Origin of the sequence: Nocardioides imazamoxiresistens, from assembly GCF_032378595.1 — a bacterium.
GTDB classification, from domain to species: domain Bacteria; phylum Actinomycetota; class Actinomycetes; order Propionibacteriales; family Nocardioidaceae; genus Nocardioides; species Nocardioides imazamoxiresistens.
The window spans coordinates 532,005-558,235 of sequence record NZ_JAVYII010000001.1 but is presented as its reverse complement, the minus strand read 5'-3'; the positions used below and the strand labels follow the sequence as shown (position 1 = coordinate 558,235).

Below are 26,231 nucleotides of genomic sequence, written 5' to 3'. Positions count from 1 at the left end.
ACGCGCCCAGCGTCCGATGTGCCGCGACCGGCGCAGGGGCAGGCTGGGGCGCATGATCACAGTCGAAGGACTCACGAAGGTCTACGGCGGGTTCACCGCCGTGGACGACGTCAGCTTCGTGGCGCGTCCCGGAGAGGTCACGGGCTTCCTCGGCCCGAACGGCGCCGGCAAGACGACCACGATGCGGATCCTGGCGGGTCTCACGCGCGCCGACCGCGGCACCGCCACCATCGGCGGTCACGACTACAGCAGCATCCCGAACCCGGGGCGGCACGTCGGCGTCCTGCTCGACGCGTCGGCGCAGCACGCCGGGCGCACGGGCCGGGAGGTGCTGACGCTGGGCGCGAAGACGATGGGCCTGCCGGCGTCCCGGGTCGACGAGATGCTGGCGCTGGTCAGCCTCGACGACAAGGAGTCCAAGCGCCGGATCCGCAACTACTCGCTGGGCATGCGCCAGCGCCTCGGCATCGCGCACGCGCTGCTCGGCGACCCGCAGGTCCTCATCCTCGACGAGCCGGCCAACGGCCTCGACCCGGCCGGCATCCGCTGGATGCGCGGCCTGCTGCGCGGGTACGCCGAGCGCGGCGGCGCGGTCCTGCTCTCGAGCCACCTGCTCCACGAGGTGGAGCAGATCGCCGACACGATGCTGGTCATCGGGCGCGGCAAGATCGTCGCCTCGGGCACCAAGGCCGAGCTGCTGACCTCGGCCGGCACGTTCGCGCGGGCCACGGACACGGCCGCGCTCGCCGCGGCCCTCCAGGCCAAGGGTCTCTCGGTCTCGCCCTCGCGCGACGGCCTCGTGGCCGACGCGGAGCCGCAGGTCATCGGCGAGACCGCCCTGGCCTCCGGGATCGTCCTGCTCGAGCTCCGCGCCGCCGACGGCGCCGGGCTCGAGGACCTCTTCCTCCAGCTCACCGCCGACACCCAGCGCGAGACCGTCACGACAGGAGTGCAGGCATGAGTGCCACCACCGCAGCGCCGGGCACCCCCGGCACGTTCGACATCTCCCAGACCCCCAGGACACCGCTCACGCGCCTGGTCGGCGTCGAGCTGCGCAAGCTCGTCGACACCCGCTCGGGGCGCTGGCTGCTGATCATCCAGGCGGGCCTGATCGTGCTCGGCAGCGCCATCCTGGCGTGGGCCGTGCGCGACGGGTCGGTCGGCTTCTTCGACTTCACCGCGAACATCGGCGGCGCCGTGACCGGGATCCTGCTGCCGGTCATGGCGATCATGTCCGTGACCACCGAGTGGTCGCAGCGCACCAACATGGCGACCTTCACCCTCGAGCCGCGGCGCCCGCTGGTCGTGGTAGCCAAGATGGTCGCGACCGTGATCGCCGCGGTCGTCTCGGTCGTCGTCGCCGTCGGCATCGGCGCCCTCGGTGCGGCGCTGGCCGCCGGGTTCGGCGCCACGGTGGACTGGGACCCGAACGTGGAGGGCCTGCTCGGCTTCACCTTCGCCCAGGTCATCGGCCTCCTGGTGGGCTTCGCGATCGGCACGCTGCTGCTCAACACGCCCGCCGCGATCGTGACGTTCTTCGCGTACTACTCGATCATCCCCGGGATCATGATCGCCGCCGGCCAGTTCTTCGACTGGTTCGAGGACCTGCGTCCGTGGATCGACTTCGTCAGCGCCTCGGGCCCGCTGATCTACGGGTTCGACGACATCGAGTGGGGCCACCTCGCGACCTCCGGCCTGCTGTGGTTCGTGCTCCCGCTCGGGCTCGGCATCCTGCGGATGCTGCGCGCCGAGATCAAGTGACCGGCTGACCGGCACTCCTGGACCGGCAGGGCTCGGTGGCACCTGAGGGGAGTGTTCACCGAGTCCTGCCTCTTCCGTCACCGGCGTGGCGGCGCACCGTTCCCGGTGCGCCGCCACGCTGCGTCTCGTGACCGCTCAGGGTGGGAACGACCGCTCGTACCTCCGCTTCGCCGCCGTCGGGGACAGCACGACGGTGGGGGTCGGCGACCCGATGCCGGGTACGCCCGCCGGCCTCGGCGCCGGCGCCACCGGCCGGGACGGCACCTGGCGGGGCTGGGCGACCCTGCTGGCCCGGGCCCTGGAGGAGTCCTACGACGTCTCGTTCTGCAACGTCGCCGTCTCCGGGGCCACCGCGCGCGACGTCGTCGCGCACCAGCTGTCCGACGCGACCGACCACCGGGCCGACCTGGTCTCGCTGGTCGTCGGTCTCAACGACACCATGCGCTCGACCTGGAGCCCGCAGGCGCTGCGCGCGGACCTGCTGCTCGCCGCGGAGCGGCTCACGGCCCGCGGGGCCCTGCTGATGACCGCGCGCTTCCACGACCACGGCGAGGTCCTCGGCCTGCCGGGTCTGCTGCGCCGGCCGATGCAGCGGCGCATCGAGGTGGTGAACGAGGTGTACGACGAGGTGCACGCCACCCACGGCGGCGTCCGCGTGGACCTCGCCGCCTGCCCGGCGGTGCACGAGCGCGGCTCGTGGTCGATCGACCGGATGCACCCCTCGGAGCGGGGCCACCGCGCGCTCGCCCGCGCCTTCGCCGAGCAGCTGGCCGCCGCCGGCCTGGACGTCGTGCCCCCGGCGGCGGAGCCCGACGCCGAGCAGGCGGTCACGTGGCGCGAGGACGTCGGCTGGGTCGTCACCGAGGCCGTGCCGTGGGTCGGGCGCCGCGTGCGGGACCTCGCCCCCTGGGCCGTGCGCGCGGCGTGGCAGCGGGTGCCGGGCGTACCGGCTGGGGGCGTCCCGGCGGCGTCAGCCGCGGGCGGTCATCACGATCGGGTCGCCGTGGGTGATGGCGACGGTGTGCTCGCTGTGCGCGCCCCGTGAGCCGTCGACGGACAGGATCGTCCAGCCGTCGTCGGCCATCTTGATCTCGTCGGTCGTGGCCAGCAGCCACGGCTCGATGGCGATGACCAGACCGGGCTTGAGCTTGAAGCCGCGGCCGGCGCGACCGTCGTTGGGCACGTGCGGCTCGCCGTGCATGGTGCGGCCGACGCCGTGCCCGCCGAACTGGGTGTTCACGCTGTAGCCGCCGGCGCGGGCGATGTCGCCGATCGCCTGGCCGATGTCGCCCAGCCGGTTGCCGGGCCGGGCCAGCTCGATCGCGGCGGCGAGGGCGCGCTCGGTGGTGTCGATCAGGCGCTGGTCCTCCTCGCGCGGCGTGCCGACGATGGTGCTGACCGCCGAGTCGGAGACCCAGCCGTCGACCGAGACGGCGAAGTCGACGCTGAGCAGGTCGCCGTCGGCCAGCGTGTAGTCGTGCGGCAGGCCGTGCAGGACCGCGTCGTTCACGGAGGTGCACAGCACCTTGCCGAAGGGGCCGCGCCCGAAGGACGGGGCGTAGTCGATGTAGCAGGACTCGGCGCCCCGCTCGCGGATCATCTCGTGCGCGAGGGCGTCGAGCTCGAGGAGGTTGACGCCGACGTCGGCCGCCTCGACGAGGCGGGTCAGCACCTCCGCGACGAACGCGCCCGCCGGACGCATCTCGTCGATCTGGCGGGGTGAGAGCAGCTCGATCATCGGGTTCCCTTCGGGGACGGGGTGGGCGCGCCGGCGCCTGTGGCGCGAGCCTGGGCGAGCAGCGCGACGACGGAGACGAGGAGCCCGGCCAGTCCGACCAGGGCCATGGTGACGGAGGAGAAGACGCCGTCCGTGCCGCCGCTGGCCGACGCCGCGACGGTGGCGCCGCCGATCATCGCGGTCAGCAGCGCGACGTGCATGCGCAGCGTGCGGGGCGTCGAGCCGGCCCAGAAGGAGTAGGTCACGCCGGCCACGACGGCGGCCCCGGCGATCGCGAGCACCATCCCGGGCGTGCGCGAGCCGTCCATGGACCCCTGCAGGTCCGCGACCAGCACCACGGCGACGAGGGCGCAGCTGGCGATGAGGACGCCGAGCTGGGCGCGGGAGGGCCGGGGTTCGACGGGGACGGGGGGCTGGCCGGGCACGGGAGCCAGCGTACGGCGCGGCGCACGGCGCGTACGCCCCGCCCGCTCGGTGCCCGCTCGGTGCCCGCTCGGTGCCCGTCGGTCGCTGGCCCTAGGCTCGGCGGCATGACTGCCACGCCTGCTGCCGCCGCCCCGACCGGCCGCCCCGACGGACGCGCCGACGACGAGCTCCGCCCCGTGCGGATCAGCCGCGGGTGGCTCGACCACGCCGCCGGGTCGGTGCTCGTCGAGTTCGGCCGCACCAAGGTGCTGTGCGTGGCGTCGGCCTCGGAGGGCGTCCCGCGCTGGCGCAAGGGTTCGGGCCTGGGGTGGGTGACGGCGGAGTACGCGATGCTCCCGGGCTCCACGCACACCCGAAACGACCGCGAGTCCGTCAAGGGCCGCATCGGCGGCCGGACCCACGAGATCTCGCGCCTGATCGGCCGCTCGCTGCGCTCGGTCGTCGACTACGCAGCGCTCGGGGAGAACACCATCCAGCTCGACTGCGACGTGCTGCAGGCCGACGGCGGCACGCGGACCGCGGCGATCACCGGCGCCTACGTCGCGCTGGCCGACGCGGTGGCGCACCTGCGCTCCACCGGTGCGCTCAGCGGCGAGCCCCTGACCGGTTCCGTCGCCGCCGTCTCGGTGGGGATCATCGACGGCGTGCCGCGCCTGGACCTGCCCTACGTCGAGGACGTGCGGGCCGAGACCGACATGAACGTCGTGATGACCGGCGACGGCGCCTTCGTCGAGGTGCAGGGCACCGCCGAGGGCGCGCCGTTCGTGCGCAGGGAGCTCGACGCCCTGCTCGGGCTGGCCGAGAAGGGCTGCGCGGACCTGACGCGCCTGCAGCGGGAGGCGCTCGATGCCTGAGGTGTTCCTGGCCTCGCGCAACCGCAAGAAGCTCGAGGAGATGGAGCGCATCCTCGCAGCGCACCTCCCCGACGTGCGGGTGCTCGGCCTCGACGACGTCGGGACCTACGACGAGCCGGTCGAGGACGAGCCGACCTTCGCCGGCAACGCGCTGCTCAAGGCGCGCGCCGGTCGCGCCGCGACCGGCCTGCCCAGCGTCGCCGACGACTCCGGCATCTGCGTCGACGCCCTCAACGGCATGCCCGGGGTGCTCTCGGCGCGCTGGTCCGGTCCGCCGAAGAGCGACGAGCGCAACAACGAGCTGCTCCTCGCGCAGCTGGCCGACGTGCCCGACGAGCGGCGGGGGGCGTACTTCACGTGCTCCGTCGCCTTCGTGCACGGCGAGGGCGCCGAGGCCGAGGTCGTCGTGGACGGCCGCATGGACGGACACGTGATCCGCGAGGTCCGCGGCGACGGGGGCTTCGGTTACGACGTCCTCTTCGTGGCGGACGAGGCGCCGGGGCGCACCACCGCGGAGCTCTCGCGCGAGGAGAAGGACGCGATCTCGCACCGCGGCAGGGCGTTGCGCGAGCTCGGCCCCGTCGTCGCCCGGGTGCTGGCCGGATGAGCGACCGTCCCGGCTTCGCGGTGCGCCGCCGGATCGCCCGCGTGCTGCTGCGGCTCGCGCGGTGGCGCACCACCGGGCAGGTCCCCGAGCGCGGCATCCTCGTGGGCGCGCCGCACACGTCGAACTGGGACTGGGTGCTCACGCTGCTCCTGGCCTGGGACAGCCGCGTGCGGATCCGCCTGCTGGTCAAGAAGTCGCTCTTCCGGGGGCCGCTGGGGCCGCTCCTGCGCTCCACCGGCGCGGTCGCGCTCGACCGCTCGGACCCGGGCCCGACCATCCGCCGGCTGCTGGCCGACGCGGCTGACGACGAGGCGTTCCTGCTGGGGATCGCGGCCGAGGGCACCCGTGGCCCCGGCGAGTACTGGAAGTCCGGCTTCTACCGGATCTCCCAGCAGACCGGCATCCCCGTGACCCTCGCGTTCCTCGACGTCCCGAGCCGCACCGTCGGCTGGGGGCCGACCTTCGAGCTCACCGGCGACGTGCGCGCGGACATGGACCGGCTGCGGGCCTTCTACGCCGACAAGCGCGGCTTCCGCCCCGAGAACGCGATCGAGCCGCGGCTGCGCTCGGAGGGCTGAGCGCCCCGAACCGCTTCCGGCGGGTGCCGCGGCGTGGGACGCTGCCGCCGTGAACCGTCGCCGCCGCCTCGTCGCGGTGCTCGCCGTAGTGCTGCTCGCCGGGACCGGCCTGGTGGTCGCGCTCTCCCTCGGTACGCCCCGGGCGTGGGACGCCGCGCAGAGCAGGGCGGGCGTGGGCACGAGCAGCTGCCCGCAGGCGTCGGCGGTGAGGTTCTTCGGGGCCGGAGGAGAGGCGTCGGCCGCCATCACCGTGACCGGCGGCCCCCCGCCACGGGTGGCGACCCCGCCCCCGGCGACGGGTGTCGGCCGCTCCTCGTGGGGCGTCTCGTACGGTCGCGACGAGCCCTACGCCGAGCTGGACGGACGCTACCCGGACCTCGTCTACGTGCGCGGCGATCGCGGTGTGCGGGGGTACGCGGTGCGCGAGGACCTCGTGGACATCGACGAGCTGGGCGGTGTCATCGACCTCTACCTCGAGGACGGCCACACCGAGCGCGGGCAGCTGACCTCGCCGCGCGGGGCCGGGTGGCCGGAGAACGAGCGGGGGCAGACCTACGGGCGGGCGGCGACCGTGCACCGGATGCCGGACCTCGTGGAGGTCGTGGGCGACTGCGGCGTCGCCGGCTACGTCACCTCCGACGAGTGGGCCACCTACTCCGACGCGCCGCTCACGACGCGGGCCCTGCTGCTCGGGGAGGGACGCCACGTCGTCGAGGTCGTGGCCTCCGACGGCACCACCGTCGTCGACGACCTGACGCTGTGGAGCTGGGAGTGACCTGCGGTGCCGGAGGCGGGACTCGAACCCGCACGCCCTGGGGCACAGGTACCTAAAACCTGCGTGTCTGCCGTTCCACCACTCCGGCCGGTGACGGGGGTCGGCGACCCCCGCCGGCAGGTCACTCGCCGTCGAGACCGAGGTCGCGACGCAGCTTCGCCACGTGGCCCTTGGCGCGCACGTTGTAGGCCGCGTGGGCGACGGTGCCGTCCTCGTCGACCACGACGGTCGAGCGGATGACGCCCTGGACGACCTTGCCGTAGTTCTTCTTCTCCCCGAACGCGCCCCAGGCGCTCAGCGTCTCCTTCGACGGGTCGCCGAGCAGCGGGAACGTCAGGGCGTCGCGCTCGCGGAACTTCGCGAGCTTCTCCGGGGTGTCGGGGGAGACGCCGAGCACCTCGTACCCCGCCGCCTGCAGCGAGGCGAGCGAGTCGCGGAAGTCGCAGGCCTGCGTCGTGCAGCCGGGCGTCATCGCGGCCGGGTAGAAGTACACGATCACCTTGCGGCCCCGCAGGTCCGCCAGGCTCACCTGCTCGCCCGAGTCGGAGACGAGGGTGAGGTCCGGCGCGGTGTCGCCGACGGCGAGGCGGTTCTGGCTCATGGTCCCCAACCTAGAGCAGCGGGCGTACGCGTCGCAGGCGTGGCCGCCGTTGGTAACGTTCGGACCCGATGGCCGCCGGAGCACACCCGCGGCTCGATCCGTGACTCGACCTGGAAAGCGGTGCGCACGTGAGCAACGACCTCAACGCCCTGGAGGGCGAGATCGAGGAGACCCGGCAGCGGCTGGCCTCGACCATCGACGAGCTGCTCTACCGCACGAGCCCGAAGACGATCGCCCGCAAGGAGGTCGCGACGGTCAAGGGGTTCTTCGTGGACGCCGAGACGGGCGCGCCCCGCACGGACAACATCCTCAAGGTCGTCGGCGGCGTCGCGGGCTTCGTGACGGTCATCGTGGTGGTCCGCAAGGTCGTGAAGTGACCGAGGCGGTCCCCGGCGCATGAGCGAGAAGACGCCGGTCCGGATGCTGCACGACCGGCTCCTGGTCGAGCTCGACCGGGAGGCCGGCGAGCGCCGCTCGACCGGCGGCATCGTGATCCCGGCGACCGCGGCCATGGGGGCGAAGCGGCTCGCCTGGTCGCGCGTCGTCGCCGTCGGGCCGCAGGTGCGCGCCGTCGAGGTCGACGACCGGGTGCTGTTCGACCCCGAGGACCGCGCCGAGGTCGAGGTGCACGGCGAGACCTACGTGGTGATGCGCGAGCGCGACGTGCACGCCGTGGCGGCGGACCGGTACGCGGACTCCTCGACCGGGCTGTACCTCTGAGCGGCTGCTGACCCGCGCCGCCGCGTGGACCGTCGGCGGTTGGCGCCGCTGGCACCCTGGACGTCATGACGAACGCGACGGTCGCTGCCGCCTCGGGCAGCTTCAGGATCGGGGGCGACCTGCCGGTCGTCCGACTCGGCTACGGCGCCATGCAGATCACCGGCGACGGCGTGTGGGGGTGGCCCGACGACCGCGACAACGCGGTCGCGGTGCTGCGCCGCGCGGCCGAGCTGGGCGTCACCTTCTTCGACACGGCGGACTCGTACGGACCCACGGTCTCCGAGGAGCTGATCGCCGAGGCGCTGCGGCCCTACGCCGACGACGTGGTCGTCGCGACGAAGGCCGGCCTGGTGCGCACGGGCCCGTCGGTCTGGGTGCCGCTGGGCCACCCGGCGTACCTGCGCCAGCAGGCCGAGCTGAGCCTGCGCCGCCTCGGGGTCGACACCCTCGACCTCTTCCAGCTGCACCGCGTGGACCCGGCGTACCCGCTGGCCGACCAGGTGGGCGAGCTGAAGGCGTTGCAGGAGGAGGGCAAGGTGCGCCACATCGGCCTGTCCGAGGTCAGCCTCGCGCAGCTGCAGGAGGCCCGCGAGGTCGCCGAGATCGCGACGGTCCAGAACCTGTTCAACCTGACGAACCGCGACGCGGAGCCGGTGCTGGAGTACTGCGACGCCGAGGGCATCGGGTTCATCCCCTGGTTCCCGCTCGCCACCGGCGAGCTCGCGCAGGGCGACGGGCCGCTGGCGCGCGCGGCCGAGGAGCACGACGCGAAGCCGTCGCAGCTCGCGCTCGCCTGGCTGCTGCGCCGCTCGCACGTCGTGCTCCCCATCCCGGGCACCAAGACGCTGTCCCACCTCGAGGACAACGTCGCCGCCGCGGGGATCGAGCTGAGCGACGACGAGTACGCCGCGCTCGACGCGGTGCGCTGAGGCGGTGACGACCGGCGAGCCGCGGCCCCTGCGGCGCCTGGGCTTCCTCACCATCGGTCTGTTCGACCCGGCCGACCCGCGCCCGGGCCACGAGCGCACGCTCGAGATCGTCGAGCTGGGCGAGCGGCTCGGCCTCGACAGTGCGTACGTGCGCCACCGCCACCTGCAGCACGGCATCTCCTCGCCGGTGGCCTTCCTGGCCGCGGCGACGCAGCGCACCAGCCGCATCGACCTCGGCACGGCGGTGATCCCGCTGGGCTGGGAGAACCCGCTGCGTCTCGCGGAGGACCTCGCCACCGTCGACGTGCTCTCCGGCGGTCGGCTGCACCCGGGCGTCTCGGTCGGCCCGCCGATGCGGTTCGACGACGTGCGGCACAGCCTGTACCCGGACACCGCCGAGCAGGAGGACTTCTCGTACGCCCGCGTCGAGCGGTTGCTGCGGCACCTGCGCGGCGAGCCGGCCTCGACGTTCAGCGGCCGGCAGGGCATCGAGGTGTTCTCCGAGCGCGTGGAGCCGTACGCGCCGGGGCTGGCCGACCGGGTCTGGTACGGCGGTGGGTCCGTGCGCTCCGCGGCCTGGGCCGGCGGTCAGGGGCTGGGGTTCCTGTCGAGCAACGTCGTGCGCTTCGAGGAGGGCGTCGGTCGGCCCGACGACTTCGCCGGCGTGCAGCGGGCCCAGATCGACGCGTTCCGCGCCGCCCATCCCGACCCGGAGCGCGCCCGGGTCTCGCAGGGCCTCGTGGTGATCCCCACCGACAGCGCGACGCCCGCGCAGGCCGAGCGGTACCGGGCGTACGCGGCCGAGCGGCTGCCGCGCACCCGAGAGCCGCAGGGCCCGGCCGGGATGATGTTCGCGCCGGACCTGGTGGGCACCTCGGCGGAGATCGCCGAGCGGTTGCGGGCCGACGCCGGGTTCCAGGCCGTCGACGAGGTCGTCCTCGCGCTGCCCTTCACGTTCGAGCACGACGACTACCGCCAGATCGTCGGCGACATCGCGGGCGGGCTCGGGCCGGCCCTGGGGTGGTCGCCCGCGACGCCTGCGGGAGCGGCGTCGTGAGCGCCGAGCGCGCAGCGGCAGGGGCCGAGGAGCTCGGCGTGCCGCACACGGTGACGCGTCACGGTCGCGTCTCGTCGCTCGCGGAGGCGGCGGCCGCCCGCGGGGTCACGCCCGACCGGCTGCTCAAGACCCTGGTCGTGCGGCGCGGGGAGGGCGACTACGTGCTCGTGCTGGTGCCCGGCGACCGGACGATCGCGTGGCCGCGGCTGCGCGCGCTGCTCGGCGTCTCGCGGCTCTCCATGCCGCCGGCCGAGGAGGCGCTGGCGGCGACGGGGTACGCCCGCGGCACCATCACCCCGTTCGGCGCCGCGCCCGGGCCGGACGGGAGGCCCTGGCCGCTGGTCGCCGACGAACGGGTCGCGGGGACGGTCTCGGTCGGCGGCGGCGAGCACGGCGTCGGCCTGACGGTCGACGCGGCGGCCATGCTGCGGGCGTACGACGCCCGGGTCGGCGACGTGACCGACCCCCAGGACGGCCCGCCAGCCGGGTGAGCCGGCCGGAGCTCCTCAGCCGGTCGCGGCGAGGACGGCGGCGGCCACCTCGGCCGGCGAGCCGGTGACGGGCTCGCCGTCGAGCAGCACGGTGGGTACGCCCGTCACTCCCGCGTCGCGGGCGGCCGCGGCCCCGTCGGCGACCCACTGCTCGAACTCGAGGTCGTCGATGCCGGGGCGCACCAGGTTCTCGACCGCGCCGGCGACCACGGCGAGGTCGACGAGGGTCTCGACGTCGGGGGTCTGCCCGTCCGGCGCCGCGGCGACGAGGAGGTCGTGGAACGTGTTCGCCACCCGCGGGCCCGCCGAGTCGAGCACGACCGCGAAGGCGTTCGCGGCGCGCACGGCGTCGGCGTCCTCGGCCACGGGCCGGTACTCCACCACAGCGCGACCACCGTCGACCGCCCGCGCCAGGTCGTCGCCGAGCGCTGCGGCCAGCTCGGCGCCGGCGGGGGAGACGAGGTCCTCGTAGACGACGACCCGGTGCGGGGCCGCGTCGTCGCCGAGGGCGATGCCGTGCTCGCTCGTGACCCGGCCACCGAGGTCCGAGTTCGCGAGCGCCCCGGCGCCGGGCGTCGCGTCGGCACCGTCGCCCTCGTCGGGTGCGTCGTCGCCCGTGGTGATGAGCAGGACCGCGGCCAGCACCAGCACCACGAGCAGCAGCACGCCGCCCGCCACCGTGAGGTCGCGCACGCGTTCGCGGCGCGCCGCGCCGCGGCGGGTCGCGTCGGCCCGCTCGGCGCGGGACGGCTCGTCGGCGTCGGGGGCGGGGTCGGGCATGACGAGGAGCCTAGGAGGTGCCCGTGCGCGGCCGGGAGCACGTGCGCGGTGCCTGCCCGGTCGGTACGCGTGGGTAGGGTGGCCGGTCGTGAGCGACCGACTGGTGTGGATCGACTGCGAGATGACCGGCCTCGACCTCGAGGCGGACGCGCTCGTCGAGGTGGCGGCCCTGGTGACCGACTTCGACCTGAACGTGCTGGGCGAGGGCGTCGACATCATCATCAAGCCCTCCGACGAGGCCTTGGCGCAGATGGGCGACTTCGTGCGTGACATGCACACCCGCTCGGGCCTGCTCGACGCGCTGGCCGACGGCACCACGCTCGAGGCGGCCGAGGAGGCCGTGCTCGCCTACGTCAAGGAGCACTGCCCGTCGGGCAGCCGCCCGCCGCTGGCAGGCAACACGGTCGCGACCGACCGCTCGTTCCTGGCGCGCGACATGACGACGCTGGAGTCGTTCCTGCACTACCGGATCGTCGACGTGTCGTCCATCAAGGAGCTGTCGCGGCGCTGGTTCCCCAAGGCGTACCACCAGGCCCCGACCAAGCGGGGCAACCACCGCGCGCTCGCCGACATCCAGGAGAGCATCGAGGAGCTGCGCTACTACCGCGAGGCCGTCTTCGTGCCGCGCCCGGGCCCCACGACGGGCCAGGCTCAGGAGATCGCGAAGCGCCACGGCGGCTCGCTGACCGGCCTCGGGGCCGACCCCGTCGACCCGGGTTTCACGAGCACCCCCTGAGTGCCGCTACACTCTCCCTCGGCCCGCAGCGGTGCACGCCGCGGCGGGGTCATGGTGGGTATAGCTCAGCTGGTAGAGCACCTGGTTGTGGTCCAGGGGGCCGCGGGTTCAAGTCCCGTTACTCACCCCAGTCGACGAAGGCCCCTGATCCGCGGGAACGCGGGTCGGGGGCCTTCGTCGTGCATGCGGTGCCGTGCCGGGGAGTACCGTCGACGGCGCAGCCAACCCCGCAAGGTCGGCGCGTCGGACGCCCTCGTCACCGCCACGGTGCCGGGGGCGTCCTCGTGCGTTACCCGGTGAACCGGGTACTCCAGAGGTCCCTACGCGATCGGCGTCGTCTCGCCCCGGCGGTGCCGGGGGCTGCCGGAGGCGGCGAGGCGGGGGAGCACGACGAGGAAGGTCGAGCCGATGCCCGGCTCGGAGGTCGCGCCGATGACGCCGCCGTGCTGGTCGACGATGGCGCGGGCGATGGACAGGCCCAGCCCCGTGCCCTGGATCGCCTCGCGCTTGGCGACCGAGGAGCGGAAGAACTGGGTGAACAGCTGGTCCTGCTCCTCGACGGGGATGCCGAGGCCGGTGTCGCTGACCTCCAGCACCACCTCGTCGGTCTCGAGGGTGACCGTGACGACGACCTGCCCGCCGTCGGGCGTGAACTTGAGCGCGTTGGTGAACAGGTTGAGCACGACCCGCTCCAGCATCGAGACGTCACCGTCGACCAGGGCGCTCTCGTCGGGCAGCTCGATGCGCAGGTCGAGCCGACGCTGCGCCAGGGACGGGGCGACCACCTCGTGCGCCGTGCGCACGACGTCGCGCAGGTCGAGCGGCTGGGCCTCGAGGTCGAGGGCGCCGGCGTTGACGCGGGAGAGCACGAGCAGGTCCTCGACGAGCGAGCGCAGGCGCTCCCCGTTGCCGAGGATGCGCTCCATGGTCTGCTGCACGGTCGGTGAGAGGTCGCCGAGGTCGCCGTCGACGAGCATGGTCGTGTAGCCGAGGATGCTGGTCAGCGGCGTGCGCAGCTCGTGGCTGACGGTGGAGACCAGGGCGTCCTTCATCCGGTCGGCCTGCTCGAGGCGCTCGACGGCCTCGCGCTCGGTGAGCAGCGCCGCCAGCAGGGCGTCCTGGCGCTGCACCCGGGCGGTGACGTCCTCGGAGGTGCAGACGTAGCCGACGACCGCGCCGTCCTCGTCGCGCATCTGGGTCAGGGTGACGGAGTGGGTGCGGACCTCGCCGGACTTGCGGCGCAGGCGCCAGTCGCGCGGCTCGGCGCTCTCGCTCGTCAGGGCGCGTGCGATGCGGTGGAACTCGGGGGCCGTGCCGGCCGCCTCGGCCAGGGTCTGCAGCTCGGCGCGCGGCAGGAGCAGCTCGGGGGAGTGGCCCAGGACCTCGTCGGCGCGGTAGCCGAGCAGGGTCTCGGCGCCGCGGTTGAACAGCGTGATCCGCCCGCGGCGGTCGGTGCCGATGATGGCGGTGCGGTGGGCGGAGTCCATGATCCGGCGCACGAGCTCGCGCTCGCGGTGCGCCTCGGAGGACAGCTCGCGCAGCTGCTGGGCGATGAGGGTGTAGGGCACGACCAGCAGCACCCCGCCGACGAGGCACAGCTGCAGCTGGGTGGCGGCCGTGATGTCGGCCATCCCGGTGTCGCCGCCGATCGCGAAGGGCCCCATCTCGGTGACGGCCAGCGTCAGCACGAGCGCGCAGGTGACGGCGAGCTGCACCACCATCTCGCGCAGCGGCAGCCGCAGGGCGCCCCACACGAGCAGGGGAGCGAGTCCGAACGCCCAGGCGACGTCGTCCTGGAAGACGAAGATGACGATGGTGCCGGCGCCCACGGCGGCCCACTGCAGCGCCCGCTCGGTCACGTCGACCCGCTGCGGGGCGGGCTCGATCCGCAGGAACAGCGGGGTCAGCAACAGGTGGCTCAGCACGGAGGACAGCAGGATCAGCACCGCGGCCACGGGGCGTACCTCGCCGCCGTCGGCGAGCACGATGCCCAGGAAGACCGGGACGCCGACCGCCGGGCCGAGCGTCCCGGCGACCAGCCACCGGCGCAGGTCCGTCTTGGAGCGCAGCGAGGGCTGGGTCCTCGTGCGCACGCCGCGCAGGAGCACGGTGGCGGCCAGACCGGCCTGCAGCGCGGCCCCGAGCCCGTACGCGAGCGCCGTCACGCCGTCGACGTCGAGCAGGTGCGCCGTGCCCGCCCCGAGCGCGCCGCCGGCCAGCAGGACGACCGGGCGGGTCGCCGGGCGGCTCGCCAGGGCCGCACCGGTCAGCAGGCCGACGGGCCACACGGCGACGGCCTGCACCCAGGTGTGGGCCAGGAGCGCGCTGGCGCCCCCGATCAGCGCGACGGCGGCCAGGGCGGCGAGCGGCGTCCACGCGGGCAGGGTCGGGCGCGGCGTCGACTGCTGCGTGCTCACGACCACCCTCCCCTCTCCTGCGCCGCCGGTCCGGCCGGGCTGCGGTCATTGTGGCGGGTCGCGGCCCCGAGTGCAGCCGTTCGGTGCCCGACGAGGCTCCTTGCCTATCGTGGGCCGGCATGGACGTCACCTCGGAGCAGCGGTCCCACCGGCTCGAGCGCACCCGTTACGACGTGGTCGTGGTGGGCGGCGGCCACAACGGCCTGGTCGCGGCGGCGTACCTCGCCGGCGCCGGCCTGTCGGTCGCCCTGCTCGAGCGCGGCGAGCGCACCGGCGGTGCGGCCGTCTCCTCCCGCGCCTTCGCCGGGCGCGACGTGCGGCTCTCGCGCTACTCCTACCTGGTCAGCCTCATGCCGCAGCAGGTCGTCGACGACCTCGGCCTCGACCTGCGGCTCGTGTCGCGGCCGACGGCGTCGTACTCGCCCTACCGCCGCGACGGCCGTGACGCCGGGCTGATGGTCGAGCGCCGCGAGGGAGCGGTGACCGCGGACTCGTTCGCGGCCCTGACCGGGGGAACGGACGAGTACGCCGCGTGGCAGGCGTTCTACGCCGAGGTCGCCGAGCTGGCCCACGTCGTGGCCCCGAGCCTGACCCGCCCGCTGCCGCGGGTCGAGGAGGTCGCGGCCCAGGTGCCGGACCAGGTGTGGCGCGACGTGGTCGAGCAGCCGCTCGGCGCGGCGATCGAGCGGCGCTTCTCCGACGACCTGGTGCGCGGCGTCGTCGGCACCGACGCGCTGATCGGCACCTTCGCCTCCCTGCACGACCCCTCGCTGGTGCAGAACCGGTGCTTCCTCTACCACCTGATCGGCAACGGGACCGGCGAGTGGCGGGTGCCCGTCGGCGGGATGGGCGCGGTCACGGACGCGCTGCGGGCCGCGGCCGAGCGGGCGGGGGCGGAGATCCTCACCTCCGCCGAGGTGGTCCGGGTCGCGTCCGAGGAGGTGACGTTCGCCGACGCCGACGGCCGGCACACCGTCGGCGCGCGCTTCGTGCTCTCCGGGGTCGCGCCGTGGACCCTGGCGCACCTGATTGGCGAGGAGGGGCTCGCCCCGGTGAAGCCGCAGGGCTCGCAGCTGAAGATCAACCTCCTCCTGGACCGGCTGCCGCGCCTGGCCTCGGGGGAGGACCCGGCGCTCGCGTTCGCCGGCACCCTGCACCTGAACGAGGGCGCGGAGCAGCTGGAGCGGGCGTACGCGGAGGCCGCGGCCGGTCGCGTACCCACCGACCTGCCGGGCGAGGTCTACTGCCACTCGCTGACGGACCCGTCCATCCTCGGCGACCTCGAGGGGACCGGGGCGCACACGCTGACGTACTTCGGCCTGCACACCCCGGCCGCCCTCTTCGACGACCCGGCTGCCCGGCAGGTCGCGCTCGACCGGGCGATCGCCTCGATCGACGCCGTGCTGGCCGAGCCGCTGCGCTCGGTGGTGGCCACCGACGCCGACGGCGAGCCGTGCATCGAGGCCAAGGTGCCCCAGGACGTCGAGCGCGACCTCGCCATGCCGGGGGGTCACATCTTCCACGGCGACCTGGAGTGGCCGTGGGCGCCGTCGCGGGCGGCGCTGGACACCCCGGAACGCGCGTGGGGCGTGGAGACGTCGCTGCCGCAGGTCCTGCTCTGCGGGAGCGGCGCGCGGCGGGGTGGCGCGGTCTCCGGCATCGGTGGTCACAACGCCGCGCAGGCCGTCCTGGCCTCGATCTGAGCGGGTGGTCGCGCTCGATTTCGGTTGCCGGTCACCCGCTGCTAAGGTTGCACCCGCTTCACGGCACGCGCCATTAGCTCAATTGGCAGAGCAGCTGACTCTTAATCAGCGGGTTCGGGGTTCGAGTCCCTGATGGCGTACAAGACGAGCGGCCGACCTGGAACACCGGGTCGGCCGCTTTCTCGTTTCAGGCACCGGTGACCTGCTCGCAGTCGCTCTCGTACAGCGTGACGCCGGCGCCGTCGTTGTCCAGGACGTCCGGCCCGTCCGGGAACGCGGCGGGCCACGAGGCGGTCAGGTCGACGAGGCCGTCGGGTTCCTGCACGAACGCGAGGCTGGCGGAGTCGTGGTCGCGCAGGGACTCGCACAGCGTGGTGACGCCGGTCCGCACCGTGCCGGCGTCGAGGGGCGAGCCGGCGGGCCACGTGACCGTCACGCCCAGCACCTGGGAGAAGCCGCTCTTGTTGCTGCGGGTGTCCACACCCTCCGCGTCGGGAAGCGCCGCGACGAGAGCCTCCTCGACCGCCGCGGCGGCCCGGGCGGAGTCCTCGCCTCCGCTGAGCTCGTCGGCCAGGGCGTTGCAGCCGCCCAGCGCGAGCACCACGGAGGTCGCTGCGACGAGGGCGAAGGTCGCGTCACGGGTGGGCACGCTCCCGAGCGTAGGACCTCGACGAGGTTTGCGGACGCCCCGTGCGACGCACAGAGGGGTCCATGACGACTGACGAGCGACCGGCCGACGCCCAGCTGTGGTTGCGACGACAGACTGCGGGCGAGACCCACCCGTTCGCCGACCTCGGGGTGACCTTCCTCGAGCCGGGGGGCACGCCGAGCCAGTTGCTGGACACCAGCTACCTCACCGACGACGACCGGGCGAACCCCGACGTCATGGCCAACGTCCGGGCGATCGAGGAGACGGCGGCCCTCGTGACGTGGGTGGCGGTCGAGCCCCAGCGCGCTGTGGGGTACTGGCGCGGACCGGCCTCGATCCCCCTCGACCGGGCGCCGCTGGCGCAGCTCGACGACGAGGGCCAGCTGCGCCTCACCGGCGCCGTCTCGGTCACGGAGTTCTACGCCGCGGAGCTCGAGGAGCTGCTCGTCGACGACGACGTGCTCCTCGAGGAGCACGGTCTGCTCGACGAGGACGGCGACCTCGACGACGACGCGCTGCGCGCCTGGATCCTCCGCACCCTGCGCGAGGCGGGCTACGAGGGCGCCGAGCCCCGCAGCATCTACGACTGGAAGCGGCCCGAGGTCGACGTGGACCCCGAGGACTTCCACGAGCAGCGCTACCGCGACCGCGGCTGACCGGGCTCGAGGCGCTCGATCCGGGCGTGCGTCCAGGTCCGCCAGGTCGCGGGCTCGGCGCCGCCGGTGCAGCCGTGCAGCACCCCGCCCGGGGCGACGGGCTGCTCGCGCACGCTGACGAGGTACGCCTGCCCGCCCACCGTCACCGTGACGACGTGCTCGTCGCCGTCGGTGTGGTGGCCGGACGTCGCCAGGGCCTCGATCCGGTCGACGCCGAGCTCGACGCGCACGGCGTGCTCGGCCGCCTGCTCGGCCATCGTGCGGGTCGAGCGTCCGCGGAAGTGGGGCAGGTCGAGACGGCCTCGCAGGTACGCCTCGACCGGCGCGGCGGCCGTCGACGGCGTCAGCCGGCTGTAGTGCAGACCCTCCGGGAGGATCACCAGGTTGGCGGCGAAGCGGTCGCCGCCCACGTGGGTGGCCTCCCACACGTCGGCGCCCGGGTGGTCGCGCAGGGTGCGGTGGACCGGCCGGCCGAACTCGGCGCAGCAGGCGTCGCGACGACCGTGCGTGCACACGAGGACCACCGGACGCTCGGGCGCCTCGCCCTCCGCCGGCGGGGCGTCGCCCAGCAGCCGGACGACCCCGGCGAGCTCGTCGAGCCCGCCTACCTCGAGCCGTCGGACCCAGGGCGTCGGACCGCCGCTGCGGGCCAGGAGCACGGTGAGTGGCGCCCCAGCCGGGCGCCGCGCCGCGCTGCGGCGGACGAGCACCGTGCGTACGCCGGTCAGGTCGACGCCGGCGAGCGGCCCGTCGAGCGTCCCCGTCACGACGTCGCGACCCCACGGGCCGGTGTGCTCGACGGCCAGCCAGGCGGTGGCGTGCCCGGCCCTGCCCACCATGCGGTCGCGCAGGTCCGAGGACCGGACGGTGCAGGCGTCGCCGCGCCGGGTGGAGCGCCCCGGGTCGAGCACCGACGCCCCGGCCCAGCAGGCGGCCGCCTCGCACACGGGGTCGGTCGCGCGCGTCGTCGTACGCGGGGTGGCAGGGGTCGTCACGGGGCCTTCTCGTGGTCGGATCGCGCCCGTCAGGCTAGTGACCGCGGGGCTGCGGGCCGACCGCGGGCCCGGATCCGCGGATTGACGAGATGCTGGTCCAGTCGAGTTGTCGATTCTCCGGCGGGGAGGGCCTCCCGGCTGATAACTTCCCGCTCGCCTGACGCGGCACGACGCCCCGTCACGACGAAGAATCGAGAACCCCTTGCGCCGTCTCCTGCTCCTGCCCGCCCTCGCCCTGGCGGCCCCGCTGCTGGTCGCCTCGCCCGCGAGCGCCGCGACCGTCGACACCTTCACGATCGCGGGCACGACCGACGACATCGAGGCCACCGTCGGCACGACCCTCGAGGTCGCGTGGGACGTCACCGCCGTCGACCCCGCCGCCACCGTGGCCGTCACCCCGGAGGGCAACGCCGTCGACGTCGTCGACGGCTGGAACGCCGCCGCGGTCGCCGCCGCCACCGACGCGAGCGTCGACGTGACCATCCCGGCCGACGCCGAGGTCGGCGACGAGTACACCTTCCAGCTCGTCGTGGCCGAGGACGGCGTCGCGCCGACCGTCTCCGACGTCATCTCCGTCTACGTCTCCGAGACCCTCACCGTCGTCACCCCGGCCCCGGTCGTGGCCGACGACTGCTCCTTCGTCGTGCCCGACGTCGAGGGCGTGTCCTACGAGCTCGTCTACGACTACGGCGACGGTGACTGGTACACCGAGCCGGTCGACGCCGGCACGTACCCGTCGACGTACTTCTCCGACGGCGAGGACTTGGTCGTCGAGGCCTACCCGCTCGACGGTTACGAGTTCCCGGCGGACGCCGTGACCGAGTTCGTGCTCCCGGTGAGCGAGGACTGCTTCCCGTACTTCGTCGAGGCCGAGGCCGTGTGCCAGGGCGTCGTCGTGACCAGCGTGGCCGACGAGGCCGTGGACGTGTACTACGGCGACATCGAGGCCGACGACGTCGAGGGCCAGTTCACGCTCGAGCCGGGCGCCTCGCGCACCGTCTCGACGGAGGGTGAGCTCGTGGTCGTCCTCGCGGGCGTCGACTTCGACATCGACGAGGCCGACGAGGACTTCCTCTACGACGTCCAGTTCGTCGGCGTCGAGGTGGACCAGGACTGCGCGGCCCCGGCCGCCGGTGGGGTCAAGCGTCCGACGCACCCGACCGTGGCGCCGGCCGCGGGCATCTGATCGTCCGGTGAGCAAGAGGCTTCTCGGGGCTCTCGCTGCCGCTGTCGTCGTCCTCGGTGTGGGGATCCTGCTGCTGCTCGGTCGCGAGCAGGAGCAGGCCCCGCCCGAGGACGTCGCGGCGTCCGAGCCCGTCCGGACCAGCGAGGCGGCGCTGCCGCCTGCCGAGCGTCAGCTCGTGACCGGGCCCGTCGGCCTGCCGACGCGGCTCGAGATCGTCGACCTCGACATCGACGCTCCGGTCGAGCCTGTGGGCACCACCCCGGAGAACGCGCAGGAGGTCCCGGCCGCTCTCGACGAGACCGGCTGGTGGCGCGACGGCGCCGTCCCCGGTGCTCCGGGCAACGCGGTGATCGTGGGACACACCGCCTCCGCCGACGACGGCGTCTTCGACCCCCTGGTCGACGTCGAGGCCGGGGACGAGGTCCTCGTCACCGGCAGCGAGGGCACGGTCGCCTTCACCGTGGAGCGCAGCGAGACGGTGGCGGTCGAGGACTTCGCCGACGTCGCCGCCGACGTCTACCGCGCCGACGGCGCCAGCGGCCTGGTCCTGATGACCTGCGGCGACTGGAACGGTACGGCGTTCGAGTCCACCGTGATCGTGCACGCCGTGCCGAGCGCCGCCTGAGGAGGATCGCTGTGGAGCACCGTTCGATGCCCCTGGCCGCCGTGGCCCACGCCCTCGGCGTCGCCGCCGTGCTGGTCCTCTGGGCGCTGGCCCTCACGGGTATCGGTGCCGTCCTCGGAGCCGCCGGCAGCATCGAGGTCGCGCTGACCGTGATCCTCATGGGCGTCGGCCAGGTCCTGGTCTGGCGGCGGGTCGACCGCTGGCTGCGGCGCGACGAGCTCACTTCCGCCGCCGTGTGACGGGCGGGCTGGGCCGACCACCTGGAAGGCTGGGCGCGTGCCCACCGATGCGCCCAGCGCCGTGACCCTGGTCCGATCCGCCGCCCTCTCCGACGCCGCGGAGTACGCGTACGCCGCCACCGTCCCCGCCGACGCCCGACTCATCTTCCTCGCGGGTTCGTGCCCGCTGGACCAGGACGGCACGACGGTCGGGGTCGGCGACGTGCCGAGCACCCTGATGGGCGTGACGGTGCTGCGTTACGACGACCAGCTCGTCGAGGTGGAGGCCGTCGCCGCCGTCGTCGACTGACGACAGGCGGCCCGAGGATCCGGAAGCCGGCCACCCCGAGGGCCCCCACCGAAGAAAACGCGGACCGCCGCCGGGAGAACGCGGACGCCGTCGCTTCGCCGGGCCGTCCCGGTCCGCGTTTTCCTCGTCCGGGTCCGCGTTTTCTTGGGCGACGGTCCTGCCGCCGGCCTTCGCCTACGCCTCCGGGGCCGGCCCCGGAGGGCGCGGCAGGGTGTCTCCGCGCGGTCCGAGCCGCAGGGCCCGGAAGCGCTCGAACGCCTCGACCGAGTCGAGGTCTCGGACCGGAAAGAGGTCCGCAGGGCTCGCCGAGAAGGCGTGCACCTCGGCCCGGCGGGCGTCGACGAGCAGCCCGCCGCCGCTGCCGGGCGGCGGTGGCAGGGGCGGCCGGCCCGGCGGACCCGGCTGCGTCGCGGCGGAGACGCTGCTCACGATCCAGCCCCAGGGCCGCGCCCGGATCCGGTCGCCGGCTCCGCCGGCCCACTCCTCGACCTCGGCCTGCGTCACGTCCGCGACGCTCGCCCCGGGCGCGAGACCGCGCCGCGTCGCCACGAGCTCACGCAGCCGCTGCGTCCGGGGGCCGTCGACGGGTCGCCCCCGTTGATGGCCCTCGAAGCGTCGGGCCAGGTCGTCGTCCACGAACGCCATGGTGCCGCCACGTGGCAACTCCGGGCGAGCGGCAAGACTGTCCCGGTGAGCCGCAAGCGCGAACGACGCGACCGACCCGACCCGCGTCACTTCGTCCAGGTCGCGGTCGACCCCAGCCGCGGTGTCGAGACCAGCAGCGGTCGCGCCTGGGTGGGCGTCGACCAGCAGGTCGGGCACGGCTCTGCCGACGCGCTGTTCGCGCTGACGCCGCGGCAGTACGCCGACGGGCTCGCCGACGCCTGGCCCCTGCGCCCGTTCATGGCCGAGTGCTGGCAGGGCGGGCACGACGACCTCCGGATGTTCGACCCGCGGGGCGGCGCGTGGAAGCCGGCCGCCTGGTCGCCCCACCGCTCCCGCATGCTGCGCACGCCCTTCGAGGGCGAGCTGTGGTGGCACGTCGACGCGCTCGGGGTCCCGGTCGACGACCCTCGGGCGCGGGTCGCGCGGGCCCTGGCGGGCGACACCGACCCGGACGATCCGGGAGCAGCCCCGAAGCGCACCGCGACCTTCGCCCTGGTCGGCGAGGACGCCTACCCCCGTCCGGCCGCGCTGGTCGCCGGCCTCGACGCCGGCGTCGGACGCGATCAGGTGCGTGCCGTGCTGGGCGCGCCGGCGGCGACCGAGCCCGACTCCTGGGAGATCGACGGCGCCACCCTCCACGCACGCTACGACGGCGACGCCCTGGTCGCGCTCGAGCTGAGCCGTCGCCCCGAGCCGGGCGCGCCCGCGGGCGTCCTCGGCGTGCTGCTCGCGGCGCCGGGGCGGCCCGAGCAGGGGGCGGAGTACCTCGCCGTGGCCGCGCTCGCCGACGGCGAGCGCCGACGCTGGGCGTCCGGCTCGGGACACGGACGCCGGCTGCTGGCCTGGGAGGACGGCGTCGAGATGCAGGGCGAGGGCGGCACGATCCACGGCGTGCGGGTCGACCTGACGACGGCCACCGCACCCGCGCTCGCGGCGCTCGCCCGCGCCACCCGCCCGGAGCTGCACGTGGCGCTCGGGGTGCCCGTCGGCGTCAGCGGTCCGCGTGAGCTGCACCAGCTCGCGGGGTGCGACGTCGTGGTCGGCTACGCGGACGTCGACCCGCAGGCCCGGGCCACCGACCTCGGCGTCGTCGTGCGCGGCCGGGGCCTCGCCGTGCGGTTCCTCCGGTGGCGCTCCGGCGGGCTCACGACGTTCCTGGACGTCCTCGGCCTGCGCGACGACCACCCGTTGGTCGCCCACGTGCGCGGGCTCCCGGGCGTACGCCTCGACCTGCGCCGCGGCGAGGTGGTGGCCGTCCGCCTCACCGACGCACCCGAGCGCCTGCTCGACGGCATGCCGCAGCGGCCGCGCCGCGCCGACGTGCCGCTCGGACGTCCGCGGACCTCGAGCCGCACGGACGACACGTGGCGCTTCGACCAGGGCTGGGTGCGCGTGCGCAGCCGCGACGGCGAGACCATCTCCGAGGTCGTCGTCACGACCGAGGAGCCCCGGGCCTGACGTCCCCTCCGTCGCCCCGCCCGAGCAGCACCCGGACGGCGAGGTGGTCGCTCTCGCCCAGGCGACGGGTCCCGGCGGCCTCGACGACCAGCTCGCCGGCGGGGTCGTCGAGCAGCACGTGGTCGAGCTGCGTGCGCGGCCGCCGGGCGGGATGGGTCGGCGCCAGCAGGGCCGGCGCCGCGCCCGTCGGGCCGGTCACCCACCGGGCCGGGAGGTTGAGGTCGCCCAGGAGCACGAGTGGCCGCGGCAGGTCGCGGCACCACCGCGCCAGCGCGCGCAGCTGGGCGCGGGCGTGCAGCGGGCTGAAGGACAGGTGCGTCGTGACGATGGTGACGTCGGCCCCCGGCGCCGCGACGCGGGCGGCGAGCGCGACCCGCGGCTCGTCGGGCACCCACACCACCCGCGCCCCCGCCCCGCGGGGCAGCGGCACCGGCAGTCGCAGGCGCGAGGGAGGCACCCGCAGCTCGCGCCACTCCCGGACGGGGTGGCGCGACAGGAGCGCGACGCCGTACGACGGCTCCCCGGGCCGCTCGCCCGCGGCGGGGCCCGCCGCCCGGAAGGTCGCGGCCGAGCCGGGCGTGCCGTGCACGGCCGCCGCGAACCGGGAGGTCCACACCGGCCCGCCGGCGCGCAGGTGCTCGGCGAGGACGGAGGTCTGGTCGACCTCGCCGCTGCGGGGCAGCAGGTGGTCGACCTCCTGCACGGCCAGGACGTCGACGTCGAGCCCCGCCGCGGCCCGGGACCACCGCTCCCAGCCCGCGGGGCCCAGGCCGCCGCGCCCGTCGCGGCCGCTGGCAGCGTTGGCCGTCGCGATCCCCAGCAGCGGCGCCATCACCTCACGGTAGCCGCCGCGACCCCACCCGGGCCGGCGTCAGATCAGGCCGTGACGGCGGGCCAGCAGGCCGGCTCGCACCCGGTTCTCCGCGCCGAGCTTGGCCATCGCGCCCTTCATGTACGACTTCACCGTGCCCTCGGTCAGGCCCAGCCGGCGGGCGATCTCGGCGTTCGAGCACCCGTCCGCGGCGCCGCGCACCACGTCGAGCTCCCGCGGCGTCAGCGGACCGGCCGTCCGGTCGCGCCCGCCGTCCTCGACCGCGCCGGCTCCGGTGCCCAGCAGCCGCGCCAGCCGCTCGCGCACCTGCGGGTCCGTCGTCGTGGCCATCAGGTCGCCGAGCTCGGCCCGCAGTCCGGGGTCGAGGACCGGTTCGGCGCCCGCAGCGCCCACCGCGACCCCGGGGTCCGGCGGCGTCGCCGTCCGGCGCGCGACCTCGGCCTCGACGTGCAGCTCGTGGGCCAGCGCCGTGACCACGGGACGCAGCCGCTGGGCCAGGACGGTGCCGAAGTCGGTGCGCGTGCGCTCGGCCAGGTAGAGCACGGCCAACGGCTCCCTGCCCGGCAGCCCGACGGGCACGCTGAGCACCGAGACGAGCTCCTCGGGGCTCACGGAGCCGTCGTAGCGGCGGGTGATCCCGCGCGCGGAGCGGTAGTCGGCCACGCTGGCGGGGCGGCCCATCGCGAGCGTCTTGCCGCCCACGCCCTCCCCGGCGCGTACCGTCAGGTTGGCCAGCGAACCGGTGCGGGTGCCGCGGAGCGCGGAGATGACGAAGCTGCGCCGGTCCTGGCCGATCAGGCCGGCGAAGCCGACGGACAGGCCCGTCTGGCGCAGGGCCTCACCCACCCCGCGGTTCAGGGCCGCGGTCGTCGTCGCTCGGCTCATCGGTCGCCTCCTCGCACGTCACGTCGTCCGTGACGCTCCAGCATCGGGCCACGTGACCCACGTCACCACCCTCGAAGGAGGGTAGTCGGGCCCGCGTCCGGGCGGCGAGCCCCGCACCCACCTTGGAGGGTGGTGAGGGTGTGGCCCAGGCCACAAGACTCCGCGGCGCTGGACGACGCACGGTCGTCCGAGATCCCTGGAGGCTGCGATGAGCACCCTTTCCCCGAGCCCGGCGGGCGCCCCGGCCGCCGAGCGGCCCACGATGCGCCGCGTCGCGGTGGCGAGCTGCGTCGGCACGACCATCGAGTACTACGACTTCTTCATCTACGGCACGGCCGCCGCCCTGGTCTTCCCGACCGTCTTCTTCCCGGCCCTCGGTTCGACCGCCGGCACCGTCGCCTCGTTCGCGACCTTCGCCGTCGCGTTCGTCGCGCGGCCCGTCGGCGCGGTGCTCTTCGGCCACTACGGCGACCGGCTCGGCCGCAAGCGCACGCTGGTCACGACGCTGCTGCTGATGGGCTTCGCCACCGTCGCGATCGGGCTGCTGCCCACGGCCGCCGCGATCGGCGTCCTCGCACCGATCGCCCTCGTCGTGCTGCGCTTCCTGCAGGGCCTCGCCGTCGGTGGGGAGTGGGCGGGCGCCAACCTGCTGACGGCCGAGTACGCCCCCGCGGGTCGCCGTGGCTTCTACGCCGTCTTCCCCCAGCTCGGGCCCGCGTTCGCCTTCGCGCTGTCCAGCGCCACGTTCCTCGTCAGCGACGCCGTGCTCGGCACGGCGGACGAAGCCTTCCTCACCTACGGCTGGCGCATCCCGTTCCTGGCCAGCGCGCTGATGGTGATCGTCGGCCTCTACATCCGGATCAGCATCGAGGAGACCCCCGCGTTCCGCGAGGAGCAGGCGCGCGCCGCCCGGGCCGGCGACACCGGCTCCCGCTCGCTGCCTTTCGTCGACGTGATGCGCAAGCAGCCGGCGGAGATCGCGCTGTCCGCCGGCCTGATGAGCGTGCTGTTCGGGTTCTTCTACATGGGCACCGCCTACCTGACCGCCTACGGCACCAACCCGGACGGCGCGGGCCTCGAGCGCTCCTTCGTGCTGACCACCGGCGTGATCGCCGCGGGCGCGCTGGCCGTCACGACCCTGCTGGGCGGGATCTGGTCGGACAAGGTCGGGCGCCGGCCCGTCATCATCACCTCCGGCGTCGCCGCGCTCGTCTGGTCGCTGATGCTGTTCCCGATCCTCGACACGGGCACGCCGCTGGCCTTCGCGGCGGGCGTCGTCGTCACGCTCTCGATCTTCGGCCTCGCGTTCGGCCCGGTCGGGGCCTACCTGCCCGAGCTGTTCGAGACCCGGTTCCGCTACACCGGCGCCGGTGCCGGCTACAACCTCGGCGGCGTGATCGGCGGCGCCGTGCCGCCGCTGCTGGCCCCCGGCCTGACCGCGTCCTACGGCAGCATCGCCGTCGGCGTGATGCTCGCGCTGCTCGCCGTGGTCAGCATCGCCTCCACGGCCGCGCTCGCCGGGCGTACGCGCATGGACGCGACCGCCTGAGCCACCCGCGCGACCCCCACCCCCACGAC

31 protein-coding genes and 3 tRNA genes are annotated in these 26,231 nt (G+C 74.6%); 23 read left to right on the top strand and 11 right to left on the bottom strand.

The genetic code is table 11. From position 1 onward, the window contains the following. Window positions 1-52 precede the first annotated feature (52 nt). From RDV89_RS02670 to RDV89_RS02660, 3 genes are all read left to right on the top strand, one after another. The gene (locus tag RDV89_RS02670; protein ID WP_315731065.1) at window positions 53-961 is read left to right on the top strand and encodes an ABC transporter ATP-binding protein; all 909 of its coding nucleotides are present in this window, start codon (window positions 53-55) and stop codon (window positions 959-961) included. Further along, window positions 958-1,761 (top strand): ABC transporter permease, encoded by an 804-nt coding sequence (locus tag RDV89_RS02665; protein ID WP_315731063.1) that lies wholly within the window; start codon window positions 958-960, stop codon window positions 1,759-1,761. Before RDV89_RS02670 ends, RDV89_RS02665 begins: the two co-directional genes overlap by 4 nt. Window positions 1,762-1,888: 127 nt before the next feature. Next, window positions 1,889-2,806, top strand: coding sequence for an SGNH/GDSL hydrolase family protein (locus RDV89_RS02660; RefSeq protein ID WP_315731061.1), 918 nt, complete (start codon window positions 1,889-1,891; stop codon window positions 2,804-2,806). Here RDV89_RS02660 and map read toward each other — a convergent pair. Further along, window positions 2,732-3,499, bottom strand: coding sequence for a type I methionyl aminopeptidase (gene map / locus RDV89_RS02655; RefSeq protein WP_315731059.1), 768 nt, complete (start codon window positions 3,497-3,499; stop codon window positions 2,732-2,734). The genes RDV89_RS02660 and map overlap by 75 nt on opposite strands. After that, a complete protein-coding gene (locus RDV89_RS02650; protein WP_315731057.1) occupies window positions 3,496-3,924 on the bottom strand; it encodes a hypothetical protein in 429 nt (142 codons plus the stop codon). The genes map and RDV89_RS02650 overlap by 4 nt, the downstream gene beginning before the upstream one ends. Window positions 3,925-4,029: 105 nt before the next feature. Between RDV89_RS02650 and rph the strand changes: the two genes are divergently transcribed. Genes rph through RDV89_RS02630 form a run of 4 tightly spaced genes read left to right on the top strand, consistent with a single transcriptional unit; the run spans window position 4,030 to window position 6,739 of the window. Continuing rightward, on the top strand, window positions 4,030-4,779 hold the full coding sequence (rph, locus tag RDV89_RS02645) for a ribonuclease PH (protein ID WP_315731055.1): 750 nt from the start codon (window positions 4,030-4,032) through the stop codon (window positions 4,777-4,779). Then, window positions 4,772-5,386 (top strand): RdgB/HAM1 family non-canonical purine NTP pyrophosphatase, encoded by a 615-nt coding sequence (rdgB, locus tag RDV89_RS02640; RefSeq protein ID WP_315731052.1) that lies wholly within the window; start codon window positions 4,772-4,774, stop codon window positions 5,384-5,386. Before rph ends, rdgB begins: the two co-directional genes overlap by 8 nt. After that, window positions 5,383-5,964 (top strand): 1-acyl-sn-glycerol-3-phosphate acyltransferase, encoded by a 582-nt coding sequence (locus RDV89_RS02635; protein WP_315731050.1) that lies wholly within the window; start codon window positions 5,383-5,385, stop codon window positions 5,962-5,964. The genes rdgB and RDV89_RS02635 overlap by 4 nt, the downstream gene beginning before the upstream one ends. 49 nt (window positions 5,965-6,013) lie before the next feature. Beyond that, window positions 6,014-6,739 carry a hypothetical protein gene (locus RDV89_RS02630; RefSeq protein ID WP_315731049.1) on the top strand — a complete coding sequence of 242 codons (726 nt, stop codon included), beginning with the start codon at window positions 6,014-6,016 and terminating at the stop codon, window positions 6,737-6,739. Window positions 6,740-6,746: 7 nt separating this feature from the next. Here the strand turns inward: RDV89_RS02630 and RDV89_RS02625 are convergent. After that, window positions 6,747-6,827: transfer RNA gene (locus RDV89_RS02625), tRNA-Leu, on the bottom strand. Between the two features lie 33 nt (window positions 6,828-6,860). Further along, complete coding sequence (bcp, locus tag RDV89_RS02620) at window positions 6,861-7,340, bottom strand: thioredoxin-dependent thiol peroxidase (protein ID WP_315731047.1); 480 nt, start codon at window positions 7,338-7,340, stop codon at window positions 6,861-6,863. A 128-nt stretch (window positions 7,341-7,468) separates the two neighbouring features. On the opposite strand from bcp, the gene RDV89_RS02615 reads away from it, so the two are divergent. From RDV89_RS02615 to RDV89_RS02595, 5 genes are all read left to right on the top strand, one after another. Continuing rightward, on the top strand, window positions 7,469-7,717 hold the full coding sequence (locus RDV89_RS02615) for a DUF3618 domain-containing protein (protein ID WP_315731045.1): 249 nt from the start codon (window positions 7,469-7,471) through the stop codon (window positions 7,715-7,717). Window positions 7,718-7,736: 19 nt separating this feature from the next. Beyond that, window positions 7,737-8,060, top strand: coding sequence for a GroES family chaperonin (locus tag RDV89_RS02610; RefSeq protein WP_315731042.1), 324 nt, complete (start codon window positions 7,737-7,739; stop codon window positions 8,058-8,060). Window positions 8,061-8,125: 65 nt separating this feature from the next. Next, window positions 8,126-8,989: an aldo/keto reductase gene (locus RDV89_RS02605; protein ID WP_315731040.1), complete on the top strand. Its 864-nt coding sequence runs from the start codon at window positions 8,126-8,128 to the stop codon at window positions 8,987-8,989. 4 nt (window positions 8,990-8,993) lie between these two features. Beyond that, entirely contained in the window at window positions 8,994-10,046 is a 1,053-nt protein-coding gene (locus RDV89_RS02600; protein WP_315731038.1) for an LLM class flavin-dependent oxidoreductase, read from the top strand. Further along, a complete protein-coding gene (locus RDV89_RS02595; RefSeq protein ID WP_315731036.1) occupies window positions 10,043-10,537 on the top strand; it encodes an aminoacyl-tRNA deacylase in 495 nt (164 codons plus the stop codon). The genes RDV89_RS02600 and RDV89_RS02595 overlap by 4 nt, the downstream gene beginning before the upstream one ends. Before the next feature lie 15 nt (window positions 10,538-10,552). On the opposite strand, the gene RDV89_RS02590 is transcribed toward RDV89_RS02595, so the two are convergent. After that, a complete protein-coding gene (locus RDV89_RS02590) occupies window positions 10,553-11,317 on the bottom strand; it encodes a DsbA family protein (protein WP_315731034.1) in 765 nt (254 codons plus the stop codon). Window positions 11,318-11,405: 88 nt separating this feature from the next. Between RDV89_RS02590 and orn the strand changes: the two genes are divergently transcribed. Continuing rightward, window positions 11,406-12,053 carry an oligoribonuclease gene (gene orn / locus RDV89_RS02585; RefSeq protein WP_315731032.1) on the top strand — a complete coding sequence of 216 codons (648 nt, stop codon included), beginning with the start codon at window positions 11,406-11,408 and terminating at the stop codon, window positions 12,051-12,053. Between the two features lie 54 nt (window positions 12,054-12,107). Then, window positions 12,108-12,183: transfer RNA gene (locus RDV89_RS02580), tRNA-His, on the top strand. Between the two features lie 190 nt (window positions 12,184-12,373). On the opposite strand, the gene RDV89_RS02575 is transcribed toward RDV89_RS02580, so the two are convergent. Further along, window positions 12,374-14,470: a sensor histidine kinase gene (locus tag RDV89_RS02575; RefSeq protein WP_315731031.1), complete on the bottom strand. Its 2,097-nt coding sequence runs from the start codon at window positions 14,468-14,470 to the stop codon at window positions 12,374-12,376. Window positions 14,471-14,589: 119 nt separating this feature from the next. Here RDV89_RS02575 and RDV89_RS02570 point away from each other — a divergent pair, with 119 nt between their 5' ends. Together RDV89_RS02570 and RDV89_RS02565 are read left to right on the top strand one after the other, a co-directional pair. Then, window positions 14,590-16,173 (top strand): phytoene desaturase family protein, encoded by a 1,584-nt coding sequence (locus RDV89_RS02570; protein WP_315731029.1) that lies wholly within the window; start codon window positions 14,590-14,592, stop codon window positions 16,171-16,173. A 67-nt stretch (window positions 16,174-16,240) separates the two neighbouring features. Beyond that, a tRNA-Lys gene (locus tag RDV89_RS02565) sits at window positions 16,241-16,313 on the top strand. Between the two features lie 47 nt (window positions 16,314-16,360). Here RDV89_RS02565 and RDV89_RS02560 read toward each other — a convergent pair. Beyond that, entirely contained in the window at window positions 16,361-16,822 is a 462-nt protein-coding gene (locus RDV89_RS02560) for a hypothetical protein (RefSeq protein ID WP_315731027.1), read from the bottom strand. A gap of 62 nt (window positions 16,823-16,884) precedes the next feature. Here RDV89_RS02560 and RDV89_RS02555 point away from each other — a divergent pair, with 62 nt between their 5' ends. Then, window positions 16,885-17,478, top strand: coding sequence for a hypothetical protein (locus tag RDV89_RS02555; protein WP_315731024.1), 594 nt, complete (start codon window positions 16,885-16,887; stop codon window positions 17,476-17,478). Here RDV89_RS02555 and RDV89_RS02550 read toward each other — a convergent pair. Further along, the gene (locus tag RDV89_RS02550; RefSeq protein ID WP_315731022.1) at window positions 17,460-18,473 is read right to left on the bottom strand and encodes a ferredoxin family protein; all 1,014 of its coding nucleotides are present in this window, start codon (window positions 18,471-18,473) and stop codon (window positions 17,460-17,462) included. The two genes, RDV89_RS02555 and RDV89_RS02550, sit on opposite strands and share 19 nt — an antisense overlap. Window positions 18,474-18,675: 202 nt before the next feature. On the opposite strand from RDV89_RS02550, the gene RDV89_RS02545 reads away from it, so the two are divergent. From RDV89_RS02545 to RDV89_RS02530, 4 genes are read left to right on the top strand one after another with little or no spacing between them, the layout of a single operon-like run. Continuing rightward, the gene (locus RDV89_RS02545; protein WP_315731019.1) at window positions 18,676-19,659 is read left to right on the top strand and encodes a hypothetical protein; all 984 of its coding nucleotides are present in this window, start codon (window positions 18,676-18,678) and stop codon (window positions 19,657-19,659) included. A 7-nt stretch (window positions 19,660-19,666) separates the two neighbouring features. Then, a complete protein-coding gene (locus RDV89_RS02540; protein ID WP_315731017.1) occupies window positions 19,667-20,284 on the top strand; it encodes a class F sortase in 618 nt (205 codons plus the stop codon). A gap of 11 nt (window positions 20,285-20,295) precedes the next feature. Continuing rightward, window positions 20,296-20,523 (top strand): hypothetical protein, encoded by a 228-nt coding sequence (locus tag RDV89_RS02535; RefSeq protein ID WP_315731015.1) that lies wholly within the window; start codon window positions 20,296-20,298, stop codon window positions 20,521-20,523. Window positions 20,524-20,560: 37 nt separating this feature from the next. After that, entirely contained in the window at window positions 20,561-20,812 is a 252-nt protein-coding gene (locus RDV89_RS02530) for a hypothetical protein (protein ID WP_315731013.1), read from the top strand. A gap of 174 nt (window positions 20,813-20,986) precedes the next feature. Here the strand turns inward: RDV89_RS02530 and RDV89_RS02525 are convergent, their stop codons facing one another. Further along, window positions 20,987-21,448 (bottom strand): hypothetical protein, encoded by a 462-nt coding sequence (locus tag RDV89_RS02525; protein ID WP_315731011.1) that lies wholly within the window; start codon window positions 21,446-21,448, stop codon window positions 20,987-20,989. A 54-nt stretch (window positions 21,449-21,502) separates the two neighbouring features. Here RDV89_RS02525 and RDV89_RS02520 point away from each other — a divergent pair, with 54 nt between their 5' ends. Further along, the gene (locus RDV89_RS02520; RefSeq protein ID WP_315731009.1) at window positions 21,503-22,936 is read left to right on the top strand and encodes a hypothetical protein; all 1,434 of its coding nucleotides are present in this window, start codon (window positions 21,503-21,505) and stop codon (window positions 22,934-22,936) included. On the opposite strand, the gene RDV89_RS02515 is transcribed toward RDV89_RS02520, so the two are convergent. Together RDV89_RS02515 and RDV89_RS02510 are read right to left on the bottom strand one after the other, a co-directional pair. Continuing rightward, on the bottom strand, window positions 22,911-23,768 hold the full coding sequence (locus RDV89_RS02515; protein WP_315731007.1) for an endonuclease/exonuclease/phosphatase family protein: 858 nt from the start codon (window positions 23,766-23,768) through the stop codon (window positions 22,911-22,913). The two genes, RDV89_RS02520 and RDV89_RS02515, sit on opposite strands and share 26 nt — an antisense overlap. A 39-nt stretch (window positions 23,769-23,807) precedes the next feature. Continuing rightward, entirely contained in the window at window positions 23,808-24,653 is an 846-nt protein-coding gene (locus RDV89_RS02510; protein ID WP_315731006.1) for a helix-turn-helix transcriptional regulator, read from the bottom strand. Between the two features lie 208 nt (window positions 24,654-24,861). On the opposite strand from RDV89_RS02510, the gene RDV89_RS02505 reads away from it, so the two are divergent. Further along, the gene (locus RDV89_RS02505) at window positions 24,862-26,202 is read left to right on the top strand and encodes an MFS transporter (protein ID WP_315731004.1); all 1,341 of its coding nucleotides are present in this window, start codon (window positions 24,862-24,864) and stop codon (window positions 26,200-26,202) included. The last annotated feature ends 29 nt before the right edge of the window (window positions 26,203-26,231 follow it).